We start from the raw sequence: 15589 nt of genomic DNA on the forward strand, positions 1-15589 counted from the left end.
TCTCGCAACGCGCTCGCGTTCAGCGACCCTCGGTTTTCACTCCCCGGCCTTCCTCCTGCGGCTCGCTGCGCAGGCCCTTGGGGCCGAGCGTCTTGGCGATGATCGCCTCGGTCGCCGAGGTCCAGCCGGGCTTGGCGTGGACGATCGGCGTCGGCCCGTCGCCGGGGACGATGTGAACCAGGCGAAAGCCGCGCGTTTTCAGCGCGCGCAGAAATTCCGGCATCATCGCCGCGGTGGAGGGGCGCGGATCGTGGAACAGCACGATGCCTTTTCCGGCCGCCTCGAGCCGGGACATCACCAGCTCCAGCTCGGCGCGCGGCGTCATCTCCTGCCAGTCGGAGGCCCAGAGATCGGCGCCGAAGACGGTGACGTCGCGATCCTCCAGCCAGCGCACCAGCTCCGGCGTGTCGGCGAAGCCGGGAAAGCGGAAGAAAGGAAAATGCGGCTTCGGTCCCTCGGGCGAAAAACCCGCCGCGGCGTCGACGGCGTCGAAGCCCTTTTCGATGTCGGCCTGCGCGGAGGCCTCGCTCATCAGCCGCAGCGTGCGCGCGGGGTGGCTGTAGGAATGATGGCCGGCGTTATGGCCCTCGGCGACGATGCGGCGCACCAGCGCCGGCGCTTCGGCGGCATGGGAGCCGACGAGGAAGAAGGTCGCCCGCGCGCATTCGGCCTTCAGCGCGTCCAGCACGCGCTCGGTCGCGCCATGGGCGGGGCCGTCGTCGAAGGTCAGCACCACTTCCCGATCGGCGAGCGCCAGCGTGCGCGGATAGGTCTGCAGGCCGAGCGCCAGGCGTTCGCCCCCGTCGATCTCGATGGTTCGCGAGACTCCCAGCGCTTGCGGGCCGCATTGGGCGGCGAAGGCTTGGGCTCCGGGAATGAGCGGGAGCAGGACCGCCGTCAGGCGAAGCAGAGAAGAAAGAAGTTGCATCGGCGGTTTGCTTTCCCGGCGCGGCGCGTTAAGGGAGCCCTTGTCCCGGTCTCGCCGGCCGGGCGGACCTCCTCGCGCATCGATCAGGGCCCCATATGTCGCAAGACCATGAAAAATCGGCGCCTGCGGAAGGGAATTTTCGCGACGAGGAAACCGGCGAGCCGCGCGCCGATTTCGTCGCCGCGGTCGAGGAGGCGATCGCCGAGGGCGATTCCGGCCATGTCAGGGAGCTGGTCTCGCCGCTGCACGAGGCGGATCTCGGCGCGCTCATCGAATTGCTCGAGCATGAGGAGCGCCCGCGTCTCGTCGAGCTGATGGGCGACGCGTTCGATTTCGCCGCTCTGACCGAGGTCGGCGAGTCGACGCGCGAGGACATTCTCGAGGAGGTGCCGGTCGAGACGCTCGCCGAGGCGATGCGCGAGCTCGAGAGCGACGACGCGGTCGCCATTCTGGAGGCGCTCGAGCCAAAGGAGCAGGCGCAGGTTCTCGAGGCGATGCCGGCGCATGAGCGCATCGTGCTGCGCCGCTCGCTGGAGGCCGCGGAGGGCACGGCCGGCCGCCTGATGCAGACGACGCTCATCGCCGTGCCGCCCTTCTGGTCGGCGGGCGAGGTGCTGGATTTCTTCCGCGAGACCGAGCCGGACGCGCTGCCCGACAATTTCTTCGAGGTCTTCGTCGTCGATCCCGCCTATCGGCTGCTCGGCACCGTCTTTCTCGACGCTCTGGTGCGCGGCCATCCCAAGACGCCGGTCGAGGAGATCATGCAGGCGGACCGCCGCCGCGTGCATTTCGACGACGACACGGAAGAGGTGGCGCGGCTGTTCGAGCGTTACAATCTCGTCTCCGTGCCGGTCGTCGACGAGGCGGAGCGGCTGGTCGGCGTCATCACCATCGACGATGTCGTCGACGTGATGCAGGAGGCCGCCTCCGAGGAGATCAAGGCGCTCGGCGGCGTCAATCCGCACGAGGAGCTGACCGACAGCTTCTGGTGGATCGTCAAGAGCCGCTTCCTGTGGCTGCTCATCAATCTGGGCACCGCCTTCATTTCCGCCAGCGTGCTGAAGGCGTTCGAGCTGGAGCTCCAGCAGATGGTGGCGCTGGCCGTGCTCGCGCCGATCGTGGCCAGCCAGGGCGGCAATTCGGCGACGCAGACGATGACGGTGACGGTGCGGGCGCTGGCGACGCGCCAGCTCGCGCGCTCCAATGCGCTGCGCATCATCCTGCGCGAGCTGGCGACCGGGGCCTTCAACGGCGCGGCTTTCGGCCTGCTGACGGGGCTGGTCGCGGCCAATTGGTTCCAGAGCGTCGGGCTCGCCCCGGTGATCGGGCTGGCCATGTTCACCAATCTCACCGCCGGGGCGCTGGGCGGCATTCTCGTGCCCATGCTGCTCGAGCGCTGGAAAATCGACCCGGCGATCTCCTCCAGCGCCTTCGTCACCACCGTCACCGACGTCGTCGGTTATGGTTCCTTTCTGGGGATAGCCACATTATGGTTCCGACTGGGCTGAGTCGCGCGGCGAATCGCGCGCGGCTCGGGGAATTAACGCTTCGTTACCGGCTTGCGGGATATTTTCGCGCAATGCGATCGAACGATATTCTCACGGCGGCTGCGGCCGTTCTCCTCTCCACGGCGCTCGCCGGCTGCGGCAGCGCCATCGACCCGTCCTACAGCGCTCGCCATCGCTTTGCGACCAGCGCGCCGCTGGTCAATGCGCGCAAGGACCCGACCTATCTCGCCTATGCGGTGCCGGAATCGGAGCTGCACGCCTATGCGGCGACGCGCAGCGCCGAATTCGCGGTGCATGGCGTCGACGTCTCCAAATATCAGGGCGACATCGACTGGCAGGCGGTGAAGGAGGCCGGCGTCGGCTTCGCCTTCATCAAGGCGACGGAAGGCGGCGACGCGCTCGACGCCAAATTCCAGCGCAATTGGGCCGCCGCCAAGGCCGTCGGCATTCCGCGCGGCGCCTATCATTTCGTCTATTGGTGCCGGCCGCCGCACGAGGAGACGGGTTTCTTCAAATCCGTCGTGCCGGTGGAGCCGGACGCGCTGCCGCCGGTTCTCGACGTCGAGGCGACGCCGACCTCGCGTACCTGCAAGCGCACGCTCTATCGCGAGGAGGTGCTGCGCGACATGCGCGTCATGCTCGAGGAGCTGGAGCGCCATTACGGCAAGAAGCCGATCATCTACAGCTCGGTGGATTTCTATCAGGCGATCCTGCATTCGGGCGCTCTGTCGGACTATCCGATCTGGGTGCGCTCGACGAAATATCATCCGGCGGTGCGCTATGGCGACCGCAAATGGACCTTCTGGCAATATCGCTCGGACGGACGTGTGCCTGGAATTCCCGGCGCCGTGGATCAGAACACATTCAACGGCAGTCAAGCGCAATGGCGCGAATGGCTCTCCGACCAGACCGGGCTGAAGGCGCAGCCGGTCGCCACCGCGGCGGCCAAGCCGATCGACGATCGCAGCATAGAGAAACTGATCGAGGAGGACCCGGCGATGCTGCCCTCCGCCATGAAGAACGCGCAGTGACGAATGCGCATCGTGACGGGGGCTGCGGCCGATTGCTCGCTCTCGTCGACCTGCGCTCGGCCTGCCTCGCAGCCGCGCTGCTTTCCGCTCACGCGGCCCGGGCGGCGGAATGCGAGACGGCCGACCCTTCGCTCGCCGGCCATTATTATCTGAGCGGCGTGATGGAGACCGGCTCCGAGCTGCTGCTGCGCCCGGATGGGCGTTTCGACTATAGGCTCGCCTATGGCGCGCTCGACGAGCTGGCCTCCGGCTGCTGGTCGCGCAAAGGGGACATGGTGACGCTCACCGTCACGAAATTTCAGACGAGCATGGACGATCCGATGAAATTCGATCGGCTGGAGCTCGCCGTCACGCCGCGGGGCGGCCTGTCGCGACGGTTCGAAGGCGGCCGGACCGGCGTCTATTCGCGGTCGCGCGGCGGCCGCTGAGCGCCCGAAGAGGCGCGGCGCATTCGGCGCGACTTGATCGACGCGCTATCGTCATGTAATACTATTACTCATCACATTTCACTAAACGTCCGGCGCGGACACGACTCGCGCGCTATTTTCTCGATCGAGCAATTACATGACGCGCAAAGTCGATCGTTTCGATTTCATACTTTATACCGCCGTCGCCGCGGCGATTATCCTCGTGACGGGCGTATTCGGCTTCGTCTTCTGGCTGCCGTCTCTCGGCGCTCCGACGTCCTCGCCGCGCCCGGCCGCGCCGGTAGCGGAATCCGAACCGCCCGCTGCCGGCGTTCCTCTCGCTGCCGGCGTTCTTCCCGCGCTCTTCGAACGCTACAAAATGACGCCCCTGGCGGAGGCCGCGCTCGCCCAGCCGAAAATTCGCGACAGTCTTGCGGCGCTTTCGCGCGAGCCTTGCGACAATTCTCTGATCTATCGGGCGACGGTCGCTCTCCAGCAGTCCGGCTTCAAGCACGAAGCGACGCGGCTTCTGATCGGCTTCGGCGAGGTGTGCCCGAAATCCGGCAATGAGCTGCTCTACGCCGGGGAAGCGCTCTACGACATGGGCGACAACGCCGCCGCGCTGGAAGTGGCGACCAAGCTCGTGCGGATTCGCCCAGACTATCACCTGCATTATTTTTTGCAGGCGCGCGCCTTTCAAGGCCTCGGCCGCTACGAGGAGGCGCTCGAAGCCTATGCCGCAGCCTTCCGGCTCTATAGCGATCCGAAGATCGTTTCGTCGGAAGTGTTCATGAGAATGGCGGCGTCCTATGAGGCGCTGGGGCGGTACTGCGAGGCGATTTCGCTCATCCAGACTTACATCGCCATGGCTCCCGACAAGCGCAACACGGCGGAGCTCCGACGCCTGATCGCCGAATATGCGCGCCGGGGCGCCTGCGATCAGAATTATGCCGCCGGCTCCGTGAAAAAACGCCGGCCGACCGGCGGCGTCATCGCGGTCAAGGCCGAGATCGACGGCGTGACCGGGAATTTCATCGTCGATACGGGCGCGAGCTTCGTCGCGGTGACGAAGGATTTCGCGACGCGCGCCAAGCTGAGTTCTTTGACGAAGGGGGGTAGGAAGGCGCAGACCGCCAATGGCTTGATCGAGACCTCGCTCACTATGGCCCGCACGATTCGCCTCGGCGAGGCGCATGCCGCCTCCGTGCCCGCCATGATTGTCGACGGATCGATGGGCCCTGGCGTCGACGGCCTGCTCGGAATGTCCTTCCTCGCGCGTTTCGACGTCGTGTTGACCGATCGGGAGCTGAAAATATCGGCAAAGCAGGAGAAGTGAGGCGGCGGCTCCCCCTATTGACGCGGTTCGCTCCGCTCGCCACATCGGAGCGGGGCCTCGAGGGGCGGCCTCCTGAACCTGGTCGGAGCCGATGCGTATCATTTCCCTCGTCTTTTTCGCCGCCCTCTTCGCTATCCCCGCCGCCGGCGCGGCGTGGGCCGAAGCCCCTTCGGCCGAGCCGTCGCAGAGCGAGGCCGGGCGCTTCGCCGAGGCTGGGCGCTTCGCGATGAGCCCGATCGAGGGCGGATTGCTGCGTCTCGACAAGCAGACCGGCGCGGTCTCTTTCTGCACGGCGGAGGGCGGGCTCTCGGTCTGCCGCGTCGCCGCCGAGGAGCGCGTGGCGCTACAGGGCGAGATCGAGCGTCTGGCGCGCGAGAACGCCGAATTGCGCGCCAAGCTTCCGGGCGGCGCCGGCGCGGAGGCGACGCCGCGCAAAGGCCTGCCCGGAGAGGAGGAGCTCGAGCGCGCGCTCTCCTTTACCGAAAGAGTCCTGCGGCGCATGATGAAGCTCTTCCGCGAGGAGGCTCCAAAGGGCGAGAGTCTCTGAAACGCCGAATCGGGAGCGAAGGACGCGCATGGCCTCCAATAGTCGAATCCAGGATTTTCTCGGCGGCTCGCCGCTGCAAGTGCTCGTCAAGCTGCTGTTCGTGTCGCTCGTCGTGGGCGCGCTGCTGATGTGGCTGGAGATCGAGCCCATGGACCTCGTTTATGGCGCGCGGCGCTTTTTCGACCGCATTTCCTCGCTCGGCTTCGGGGCGGTCCACACTGTCCTCGGCTATGTGGTCACCGGCGCGATCATCGTGGTGCCGATCTGGCTCGTGCTGCGGCTGCTGAGCGCCGGCCGGCGCTGACGGCGCCCGTAGAAAATCCTTGCGCCCCGCCGCCGGCGCGAGGATGACGGCGCAAGCGCCCGGGCGAATCGCCCGCGCCGAAATGCGCAACCATTCCGTGACGCTATTCGAGGAATCGCAATGTCCGCTCTAGGCAAGAGATCGACCGTCTATCGCTATCTGACCGGCCCCGACGATGTGGAGTTCTGCAAGCGCGTCACCGAGGCCTTGAGCCTGGGCTGGTCGCTCTATGGCTCGCCGACGCTCACCTTCGACGCCACCAAGGGGAAGGTGATCTGCGGCCAGGCGATCACCAAGGACGTCTATGACTTCAAATACACGCCGGACGTGAATCTCTCCGAGCTGTGACGGGCGCATGGAGTGGCGGGACGAAGGACTCGTCATCGGCGTCAAGCGCCATGGCGAGTCCGCGGTCATATTGGAGCTGATGACGCGTGGGCATGGCCGCCATGCCGGCCTGGTGCGCGGCGGCGCCGGCCGCGCGCTGCGCTCCGTGCTGCAGCCGGGCAATAGCGTCGAGGCTCTGTGGCGCGCGCGCATAGAGCAGCATCTCGGCGCCTTCGCCGTGGAGCCGGTGCGCTCGCGCGCGGCGCGGCTCATCGACCGCGCCTTCGCGCTGCATGGCGTCGGCCATCTCTGCGGACTGCTGCGCCTCCTGCCGGAGCGCGATCCGCATGGCGAATTATTCGAGATGGCGGAGGTCATCGCCGATCGGCTCGATTCGCTCGACGTCGCCCCGGCGCTGATGGCGCGATTCGAGCTGGCGATGCTGGCGGCGCTGGGCTTCGGCCTCGATCTCGAGCGTTGCGCGCTGACCGGGGAGACGGCGGACCTCGCCTATGTGTCGCCCAAGACCGGCCGCGCCGTGGCCCGCGCGGCGGCCGCGCCCTGGCGGGACAGGCTGCTGCCCTTCCCGGCTTTTCTGCGACTGCCGGCGCCGGCGGGCGCCGATGCGGGCGATCTCGTCGAGGCTTTTCGCCTGACGGGGCATTTTCTGGAGCGCGACGTCTTCGGCCCGCGCGGGCTCACGGCGCCGCCGGCGCGTGGGCTCTATATCGCCGCCGCGGCGGCGAATTGAGACGGGCTCACTCGTCCTCGCAGACGACGCGCCGCTCGCGCCGACTGACGCCATATCCTTCGTCGAGCGGCACTTCGACCTCCTTGCACAGCGCCTGCGGCGAACGGACGCGGCGCGCGTCCTTTTTCTCCGCGACGTCCTCGCGCAGGAAGGGGAGCCAGTCGAGCAGAGAGAATTCGAGCGCTTTCGATTGGACGCTGGCCGCCGCGAGGCCGGCGCCGACAGCGAAAGCGAACAAGAGAGGCTTCTTCATGAGATGCGGCTCGAAAAATACGGCGACGCGGGACCAGGCCGAAAGCTCGGCTGTCTTAGTGGAAGCGCGGAGGCGCGGCAATGGTTCACGTTAGAGTCGCGAAGGGATATAAGCGCACGCGGTAAACGCCGAAAGGGCGGGGGTCGGCGATATGGCGAAGAGCGGAACGACGACTGGCGACGATGGCGGCGGCGACGCGCTGCCGGTCCAATTGCGCACGGCGCTCGAGGAGCGCTATCTCACTTACGCGCTCTCGACGATCACCGGCCGCGCATTGCCGGATGCGCGCGACGGGCTGAAGCCCGTGCATCGCCGCATTCTCTACGGCATGCAGGTGTTGAGGCTCGATCCCAACACGCCGTTCAAGAAATGCGCGAAGATCGTCGGCGATGTGATGGGCTCCTTCCATCCGCATGGCGATCAGGCGATCTATGACGCGCTGGTGCGGCTGGCGCAGGATTTCTCCTCGCGCTATCCGCTGGTCGACGGGCAAGGCAATTTCGGCAATGTCGACGGCGACGCCGCCGCCGCCTATCGCTACACGGAAGCGCGCATGACCGCGGTCGCGCGGCTGCTGCTCGAGGGCATCGACGAGGACGCCATCGACTTTCGCCCCAATTATTCGGGCGAGGAGCAGGAGCCGGTGGTGCTGCCGGCGGCTTTCCCCAATCTTCTCGCCAATGGCGCGCAGGGTATCGCCGTGGGCATGGCGACGTCCATTCCGCCGCATAATCTCGGCGAGCTCTGCGATGCGGCGCTGTATCTGATCTCGCATCGCGACGCCACCGCCGAGCAATTGCTGACCTTCGTGCAAGGACCGGATTTCCCGACCGGCGGCATCGTCGTCGATCCGCGCCCGCAGATCGTCGAGACCTATCGCACGGGGCGCGGCTCCTTCCGCCTGCGCGCGCGCTGGCACAAGGAGGAGACCGCGCGCGGGCAATGGGTCGCGGTCGTCACCGAGGTTCCCTATGGCGTGCAGAAGTCGCGCCTCATCGAGAAGCTCGCCGAGCTGATCGTCGAGAAGAAGGCGCCGCTCGCCGGCGATGTGCGCGACGAATCGGCGGAGGATGTGCGCGTCGTCATCGAGCCGCGCACGCGCGCCGTCGATCCGGCGCTGATGATGGAGACCTTGTTCAAGCTCTCCGAGCTGGAGATCCGCTTCCCCGTCAATATGAATGTGCTCGTCGACGGCGCCGTGCCGCGCGTCGTCTCGCTGGACGAGGCGCTGCGCCAATGGCTCGATCATCGCCGCGAGGTGCTGGAGCGCCGCTCGCGCCATCGTCTGGCGGAGATCGTGCGCCGGCTCGAGGTGCTCGACGGCATGATCATCGTCTTCCTCAATCTCGACGAGGTGATTCGCATCATCCGCGAGGAGGACGAGCCCAAGCAGGCGTTGAAGGCGCGTTTCGCGCTCTCCGATCTGCAAGCGGATTATATTCTCGACACGCGGCTGCGCGCTCTGCGCAAGCTGGAAGAGATGGAGCTGCGCAAGGAGCGTGACAAGCTCGGCGAGGAGAAGAGGGAGGTCGAATCGCTGCTCGCCGATGTGGCCAAGCAGTGGAAGACGATCACCACGCAGATTCGCGAGCTGAAGAAGACGATCAACGCCGACGCCAAGCTCGGCAAGCGGCGCACGACATTCGAGGACGCGCCCGAGGCGACCGACATCGATCTCGCCGAGGCGCTGATCGAGCGCGAGCCGATCACCATCGTCGTGACGCAGAAGGGCTGGATACGCGCGCTGAAAGGCCATGTGGCCGATCTGACGCAATTGCAGCTCAAGGGCGACGACGGGCTGGAGACCTCCTTCTTCGCGCAGACGACGTCGAAGGTGCTGGCGCTCGCCTCCAATGGCAAGGCCTACACGCTGGACGCCGCCAAGCTGCCGGGCGGGCGCGGCTATGGCGAGCCGATCCGGCTGATGGCGGATATCGACGAGGATGCGGCGATCGTGAAAGTGCTGCTGCAGACGCCGGACGCGCTGCTGCTGCTGATCGCCGACGACGGGCGCGGCTTCATCGTCGCGCAGAACGATCTCGTCGCGACGACGCGCAAGGGCCGCGCGGTCTTCAATGTCGAGCCGCCGTCCAAGCTGCGGATCGTCACGCCCGCCGAGGGCGACCATGTCGCCATCATCGGCGAGAACCGCAAGCTTCTGGTGTTCCCGCTCGCCGAGGCGCCGCAAATGGCGCGCGGCAAGGGCGTGCGTCTGCAGCGCTACAAGGACGGCGGCGTCGCCGACGCCAAGGTCTTCGCGCTGGCGGATGGGCTGACCTGGGTCGATTCGTCCGGGCGGACCTTCACCGTGGAGAAGCGCGAGCTCGGCGAATGGATCGCGCATAGGGCGGAAGCGGGGCGTTTGCCGCCGCGGGGGTTCCCGAAGAGCAATCGATTCGGGGGGTGAAATGGAGAGGCGTTTCCGCAGCGAAGCGCTCCGCTCGCTTCATGAGATCGCAGAGGACCTTGCGGCGGTCGGCGCGATCGACGAAGCGACCAGGAGCCGCCTCACTCTCGCATATCTCGTCTCTACGCCACTTTCAGTGATCGAAGCGGTCGCCGAGAAGCCGAAGGCGGCTTCCGTCGAGCCTTCCGAGGGTTGATTGTGTAGACAATAAGTATAGATTGCTATGCTCGAGTGGGACGAGAACAAGCGCATCGCAATGTCGCCAAGCACGGGCTCGACTTCGCCGCGGCTCGGCTGCTTTTCGATGGCAGACCGACGACGGCGCGATCACCGAATGCAGCAGAGGCGAGATTTGTGACAGTGGGCCGTATCGATGAAAAATTCTACACGATCATCTGGACTTGGCGCGGCGAGACGCGCCGAGTCATCTCGTTCAGGCGAGCGCGCCACGCCGAAGAAGGAGCGTATCGTCAGGCGCACGGATGAAGAATTGCGGTCTTTGCGCGATGAGAGCGATTGGAAGCGCGCAGAGGCCCTGACCCAAGAGCAGATCGAAGCCGCTATTGCTTCGGACCCTGACGAAGCCGACATGATCGTCGATTGGTCGACCGCTTCGGTGGAGCTCCCGCAGCCGAAGGCCGTGCTCAACATGCGCGTCGACCATGATGTGCTCGAGTTCTTTCGTCGGCAGGGCAAAGGATATCAGACCAAGATCAACGCCGTCCTACGCTCCTATGTGGAGCAGGCGAATCGCAAATCGCAGCCACCCGCGGGGAACGCTACAACCCCGGATCGTGCGACTCGTCGATGATCTGATCCATCGTCAGCGCCGGCTCCGCCGCGCCGACGTCGCCGACGACGCGCGCCGGCACGCCGGCCACGGTCTTGTGCGCCGGCACCGATTCCAGCACCACCGAGCCCGCCGCCACCAGCGCGCGCTCGCCGATCTCTATGTCGCCGAGCAGCTTGGCTCCCGCGCCGATCAGCACGCCATGGCGCACCTTGGGATGGCGCGCGCCGCCGGCCGTGCCGGAGCCGCCCAGCGTCACGCCATGCAGCATGGAGACGTCGTGCTCGATGACGCTGGTCGCGCCGATCACCACGCCGGTCGCGTGATCGAGGAAGAAGCCCGCGCCGATTCGCGCCTGTGGATGGATGTCGGTCTGGAATTTCGCCGAGGACAGGCTCTGCAGCCAGAGCGCCAGATCGCTGCGGCCGGAGCGCCACAGCGCATGGGCGAGGCGATAGCTCTGGATCGCGTGGAAGCCCTTGAAATAGAGCGCCGCCTCGAGCAGGCGCGTGCAGGCCGGGTCGCGGTCGAAAACGGCCATTAGATCGGCGCGCAACGCGGTGGAGAAGGCGGGGTCGCGCGCCATCTGGTCGAGGCAGAGGCGCTGGATGACCGCCGCCGGCAGGTCCGGCGCGGCGAGGCGCTGGGCGATTCGATGTGCGACGACGCCCTCGAGACTGTCCTGCGCGAGAATCGCCGCATAGAGGAAGGCCGCCATATTCGGCTCGCGGGTCGCGGCGGCCTCGGCCTCGCCGGACAGGCGCGCGAAAAGCGGATCGACGCCGGAAAGGGCGACGAGCTGAGCCGGGCCGCGGTCATTCGCCATCGCTATCGGTCCGCCTCGCCTAGCCCTATTCGCGTTGCGCGAGGAAATCGAGCACGGCCTGCTTGAACACCCGGTCGCCGACGGCGCGATTATGGTCGCGGCCGGGAATATCGACGACATGGGCGTCCGGGAACAGCGGCTCGAGCGGATGCGGATCGCCGGCCACCTCGTCGCGCGTGCCGACGCAGATCAGCACCGGAGTCGCGATCCCGGCGAGACGCGTGCGGTCGATGATCTGATTCGGGCCCCGCGCGCAGGCCGCCAGCGAGCGAAGATCGCCCCGCGTCGCCTCGGCGAAGCCACGGAACATTTTGAGCAGAGGATCGTCGATATCCTCTATGCGCTCGGCCTCCATGGCCTCCGGGAGGCCGCGCGGCAGGCCGGTGGTCACGAGATTGACGCCGATGCCGCCGAGGATCAGGGAGCGCACGAGCTGCGGATGGTCGAGCGCCAGCGTGACGGCGATTCGCGCGCCCATGGAATAGCCCATGACATCGGCCTGCTCGACCTCGAGATGGGCCAGCAGCGCGGCGACGTCCCCGGCCATGTGCGAGAGCTCATAGGCCGCCGGATCGTAGATTTTCTCGGAGCGGCCATGCCCGCGATTGTCCAGCACGATGACGCGCCGCCCATCCTCGGTGAGGGTCTTGACCCATTGGGGGAAAAGCCAATTCACGGCATGCGTCGAGGCGAAGCCGTGAATGAGGACGATCGGCTCATGTCGATCCTCCGTCAGCGGCGGAAAATCGATATAGGCGATCTGTGCGCCGTTCGACCCGAACTCGTCCATCATCAATCCTATTTTATTACATTCAAGGAGCGTTGGCATCAGGATCGTCGGTAATTATCGCAGCCTTAGGGCAGCGCAAGCGTCTTGTGTCACGAAATATCTTTCTATTGCCAAGCGGCCTCGTAGCCGCTAAACGACCACCTCGCCGGTTCCACTCGTCCTTCGGGCGCAGAACGGACCGCGGGCGCCCGTAGCTCAGCTGGATAGAGCACCAGACTACGAATCTGGGGGTCAGGAGTTCGAATCTCTTCGGGCGCGCCATTTCCTATCAAATCGACGGCGCCAGCGCCGGTCTCCGGCGACGGACAGCCTGTCCGCGGCCGAGCGCGACGATAGGCTCTTCCGTTCGATCGTGATTTTTTTTGTGAAGGCGCTCGAGCGCGGCCTGCGGCGATGCGCGTCGCTTCCCAGGACCGAGGCCGGCTCCGCGCCCGCTGCGGCGGAGACGCCGCCCGTCACGGATAGGAGAAGTCGAAGCTCTGCGTGAAGCCGTCCGGCAGGCTGAAGAAGGCGTTGGTCGATGTGGCCGGCGGTTCGAGAACGATGCCGGACGCATTCACGAAATTCAGCGTGTCGCTGCCGCTGACGGTGAATGTCGTCGGCGCGCCATTCGCCGACACCGCTCCCGACCAGCTCAGATTCTCGCTGACGACCAGATTATAGGTGTTCGTCTGCACCGCGCCGCCATTCGCCGGATGATAGGCGATGTTCGCGGCGATCGCGCCACTGAAGCTCGCGGAGGTCTGCGCCGCAGAATAATTGACGCTGGCGGCGTTCACGGTCAGAGCGATCAGAAAATAGCCGTATCCGGGGAAGGTCGCCTGTAGCGTGATGACCGAAGCGGAGCCCGAGACGCTCTGCGAGACGAGCGTCGGCGTCACGCAGCCCCAGACGCAAAATCCGCTGGAGAACAGCGCGCCCACCGCGCCGCTGGCGGGATTGGACGGATCGAAGGCGACGCCGGACGAGCCGACTCCATTGCTCGCCGTGGCGTGGACGGCCGCATTCTGCGTGGCGACGACCGCCGCGATCGCTTGCTGCGTATGGGTCGCGACCGTCTGATTATTCGTCTGGGCGCGGCTCTGCGCTATGCCGGCGCCGCCCCAATGTGCGCCGATCGCTCCGAGACCGGCCCAGGGCGTGCGATCCGGCTCGCGAATGGCGCCGAGACGCGCGATCGCCTGCGCATCGCTCGGCAGGGCTCCGAGGCTCGCGCCTCCGGTCTGGCCCGGCAGGCTGGCGAATTGCTGGTCGAAACCGTCTATGGCGGCTTCCCCCGCCGGCGCCGGATCGGAAATGTCGCCGCTCTCCGCGTCGACGAACACGCCATAGCCCGGGCGGGTCAGGCGCAGCCTTCGGCCTTTGGCGGTGACGATCACGGCGACGCCGTTCAGCAGCACGATCTCGTCGCAGCCGCCAACGGGCGGCGCGCGCTCTCCGCAATCGGCGCCGCCGACGCGCACCAGCACCATGCCGCCGCGCACGCCGATCGTCGAGGTAGGCGTCTTGATCTCCATGCCGGCGCCATGGCTCACCTCGCCGCCGATGAAGCGCAGCGCGCCCTTGGCGATGGACAGGCTCTGCTTGCCGGCGCCGGCCGCCGCGTCATAGACGAAGCGGTCGATCGTCACCGAGCTGTCGGCTCCGACGCCGAGCGTCGATTTGTCGAGAAAGACGATTTGCGCGCGGCCGTCCGATTTTGTGTCGATGCGCTCGCGGTCGACGACTCCGGCGCCGAGCGTCAGGCCTTTGGCGCCGCCGCCGGGCGGCGTTCCCTGCGCCGCCGGATTGACCGCGCCGACATTGCCGACGACATCCGCGCGGACATTCGTCGCCTCGAGGCACAAAAGCGCGAGCAGCGCGACAGAGGGCCGATTTCGCATAGAATCTCCCTAGAATTTCGCGGTCGGCCCGAACGTCAGCGAGACGTTCTGCATTTTGAAGCTGGAGATATTCGAATCATTGCGCAGAAATTCGAGATGGCCGGAGACGCCCAGCTGCGCGGTGATCGGCGCGTCCAGCGCGAGGCCGTAGGTCCAGGCGTCGTCGCGCCTCACACGGAAGGGATCGAGCGCGGGATTGGCGATGTCGAAGGTGATCTGCGTGAAGCGCGCATAGGGCGCGATGGTCCAGCGTCGCGGCATCTCCGGGAGCGGCGGATCGACCTCGAGGCGCAACATCGCCTGTAGATCGAGCTGGTTCGACGCCTGCACGGCGACATAGGCCGCGGCCCGCGAGAAGGCGCCGCGCCCCTCGAGCCGCACCGTGTCGAAAATGCGCAGGCTGACGCCGAGCGAGCCGGTGAGCACATCGCCGCTGGCGATCGTCGCCACGGTTTGCGTGCTGCTTCCGGATGCAGACCCCGAATTCACCCAGAGCCGCGTCCATTCGAAGCCGGGCTCGAGCGCGAGCCGATCGCCGAAAGTCTGGCGCAGGCCGACTCCGGCGCCGCCGGTGTTGAGATAATTCAGATTGCCGACGAGCGAGGCGGAGCTCGCGACATAGGGCTTCACCGTGAGGCCGGGCGCGATCTCCGCAAGGGCGAGGCGCGGCCCCACCGAGAGCGAGAACAAGGCGACATTATATTGCGACAGCGAGAATTGCTGCGTCGCATAGGCCAGCCCGCGCGTTTCGAGACTATCGCCGCGCTGAGTCTGGAAATCATAGTCGTGCGCGATCTGCGCCTGCTCGAATGTGTTGGCGTCGGATTGGCGCCCGGTCGCGCCGCCGAACGACTGCACGCCGCCGATGTCGAAGAGACCGCTCGACGGCAGATAGGCGGCGTTGGATTGCGTCCGCACGCCGATTTGCAGGCTTCCCGAGAGGCGGCTGGCCTGAGTCTGCCGCTCGATATCGGGAAGCTGCGCCTCGATCTGCGCCTTTTGCGCGGGATCGAGATCGGTCGATTTCAACGCGGCGCGCAGATTGGACACGGCGCTCTGCGCGGCGCCGATCCGCGCATAGAGAAACCCCAGCTCCTTGCGCGCCAGGCCGAGGCGGGGATTGTACATGAGCAAGCGCTCGAGCGCGCCGATCGCGGCTTCGTCGTGCAGCTCGGTCGCGAGCCGAATATAGGTGAAAGTCTGCTCGTAATCGGTCGGATGCGTGCGGACATGAGCCGCCAGACGCTCCAATTCGGACTGCGGCGCCGGGGGCTCGGATTGCGCGGACGCGGTCGTTCTTCCGAGCAGGACGCAAGCCGTCAGAGCCAATGCGCTGATTTGTCTGTGTCTCACGAACTCTCGTCCCGGACGCGCACGTCTCATCGATGGCGCTTATGTGTCCAAATGGTTGCTCGATTGCGCCAATTTTAAGGCACGAGAGTCGCGATCCCGACCAAGCCCCGACTCCGATCGAGCCTCGATCCGACCCGGCGATCGAGGC

17 protein-coding genes and 1 tRNA gene are annotated in these 15589 nt (G+C 66.3%); 12 read left to right on the forward strand and 6 right to left on the reverse strand.

The genetic code is table 11. From position 1 onward, the window contains the following. Positions 1–19 precede the first annotated feature (19 nt). On the reverse strand, positions 20–928 hold the full coding sequence (locus VIF40_RS05140) for a polysaccharide deacetylase family protein (RefSeq protein ID WP_331936448.1): 909 nt from the start codon (positions 926–928) through the stop codon (positions 20–22). A 95-nt stretch (positions 929–1023) separates the two neighbouring features. Here VIF40_RS05140 and mgtE point away from each other — a divergent pair, with 95 nt between their 5' ends. The 8 genes from mgtE (at position 1024) to recO (ending at position 7139) form a co-directional block, all read left to right on the forward strand. Further along, the gene (gene mgtE / locus VIF40_RS05145; RefSeq protein ID WP_331936449.1) at positions 1024–2436 is read left to right on the forward strand and encodes a magnesium transporter; all 1413 of its coding nucleotides are present in this window, start codon (positions 1024–1026) and stop codon (positions 2434–2436) included. A 71-nt stretch (positions 2437–2507) separates the two neighbouring features. Next, a complete protein-coding gene (locus VIF40_RS05150) occupies positions 2508–3467 on the forward strand; it encodes a GH25 family lysozyme (RefSeq protein WP_331936450.1) in 960 nt (319 codons plus the stop codon). Next, positions 3464–3895, forward strand: a complete 432-nt coding sequence (locus VIF40_RS05155) for a hypothetical protein (protein ID WP_331936451.1) — start codon at positions 3464–3466, stop codon at positions 3893–3895. Before VIF40_RS05150 ends, VIF40_RS05155 begins: the two co-directional genes overlap by 4 nt. 136 nt (positions 3896–4031) lie before the next feature. Further along, entirely contained in the window at positions 4032–5210 is a 1179-nt protein-coding gene (locus VIF40_RS05160) for an aspartyl protease family protein (RefSeq protein ID WP_331936452.1), read from the forward strand. Positions 5211–5301: 91 nt separating this feature from the next. Continuing rightward, positions 5302–5757: a hypothetical protein gene (locus VIF40_RS05165; protein WP_331936453.1), complete on the forward strand. Its 456-nt coding sequence runs from the start codon at positions 5302–5304 to the stop codon at positions 5755–5757. Between the two features lie 28 nt (positions 5758–5785). Then, positions 5786–6061 carry a DUF6460 domain-containing protein gene (locus VIF40_RS05170; RefSeq protein ID WP_331936454.1) on the forward strand — a complete coding sequence of 92 codons (276 nt, stop codon included), beginning with the start codon at positions 5786–5788 and terminating at the stop codon, positions 6059–6061. A 120-nt stretch (positions 6062–6181) separates the two neighbouring features. After that, positions 6182–6409, forward strand: a complete 228-nt coding sequence (locus VIF40_RS05175) for a DUF1737 domain-containing protein (RefSeq protein ID WP_331936455.1) — start codon at positions 6182–6184, stop codon at positions 6407–6409. 7 nt (positions 6410–6416) lie between these two features. Beyond that, the gene (gene recO, locus VIF40_RS05180) at positions 6417–7139 is read left to right on the forward strand and encodes a DNA repair protein RecO (protein WP_331936456.1); all 723 of its coding nucleotides are present in this window, start codon (positions 6417–6419) and stop codon (positions 7137–7139) included. Positions 7140–7146: 7 nt separating this feature from the next. Here recO and VIF40_RS05185 read toward each other — a convergent pair whose 3' ends face one another. Beyond that, positions 7147–7392 (reverse strand): hypothetical protein, encoded by a 246-nt coding sequence (locus tag VIF40_RS05185; RefSeq protein WP_331936457.1) that lies wholly within the window; start codon positions 7390–7392, stop codon positions 7147–7149. A gap of 151 nt (positions 7393–7543) precedes the next feature. Between VIF40_RS05185 and parC the strand changes: the two genes are divergently transcribed. The 3 genes from parC (at position 7544) to VIF40_RS05200 (ending at position 10610) form a co-directional block, all read left to right on the forward strand. Beyond that, a complete protein-coding gene (parC, locus tag VIF40_RS05190) occupies positions 7544–9799 on the forward strand; it encodes a DNA topoisomerase IV subunit A (RefSeq protein ID WP_331936458.1) in 2256 nt (751 codons plus the stop codon). A 231-nt stretch (positions 9800–10030) separates the two neighbouring features. After that, a complete protein-coding gene (locus tag VIF40_RS05195) occupies positions 10031–10285 on the forward strand; it encodes a BrnT family toxin (RefSeq protein ID WP_331936459.1) in 255 nt (84 codons plus the stop codon). Between the two features lie 4 nt (positions 10286–10289). Continuing rightward, complete coding sequence (locus tag VIF40_RS05200; RefSeq protein WP_331936460.1) at positions 10290–10610, forward strand: BrnA antitoxin family protein; 321 nt, start codon at positions 10290–10292, stop codon at positions 10608–10610. Here VIF40_RS05200 and cysE read toward each other — a convergent pair. Continuing rightward, entirely contained in the window at positions 10579–11415 is an 837-nt protein-coding gene (cysE, locus tag VIF40_RS05205) for a serine O-acetyltransferase (RefSeq protein ID WP_331936461.1), read from the reverse strand. The two genes, VIF40_RS05200 and cysE, sit on opposite strands and share 32 nt — an antisense overlap. Positions 11416–11440: 25 nt before the next feature. Beyond that, on the reverse strand, positions 11441–12205 hold the full coding sequence (locus VIF40_RS05210) for an alpha/beta fold hydrolase (RefSeq protein WP_331936581.1): 765 nt from the start codon (positions 12203–12205) through the stop codon (positions 11441–11443). Between the two features lie 184 nt (positions 12206–12389). On the opposite strand from VIF40_RS05210, the gene VIF40_RS05215 reads away from it, so the two are divergent. Beyond that, positions 12390–12466 (forward strand) — tRNA-Arg (locus tag VIF40_RS05215). Between the two features lie 194 nt (positions 12467–12660). Here the strand turns inward: VIF40_RS05215 and VIF40_RS05220 are convergent. Then, the gene (locus VIF40_RS05220) at positions 12661–14088 is read right to left on the reverse strand and encodes a FecR family protein (RefSeq protein WP_331936462.1); all 1428 of its coding nucleotides are present in this window, start codon (positions 14086–14088) and stop codon (positions 12661–12663) included. A 9-nt stretch (positions 14089–14097) separates the two neighbouring features. After that, positions 14098–15441, reverse strand: a complete 1344-nt coding sequence (locus tag VIF40_RS05225; protein ID WP_331936463.1) for a tetratricopeptide repeat protein — start codon at positions 15439–15441, stop codon at positions 14098–14100. Positions 15442–15589: the final 148 nt, after the last annotated feature.

Origin of the sequence: Methylosinus sp., from assembly GCF_036560965.1 — a bacterium.
Lineage (GTDB): Bacteria > Pseudomonadota > Alphaproteobacteria > Rhizobiales > Beijerinckiaceae > Methylosinus.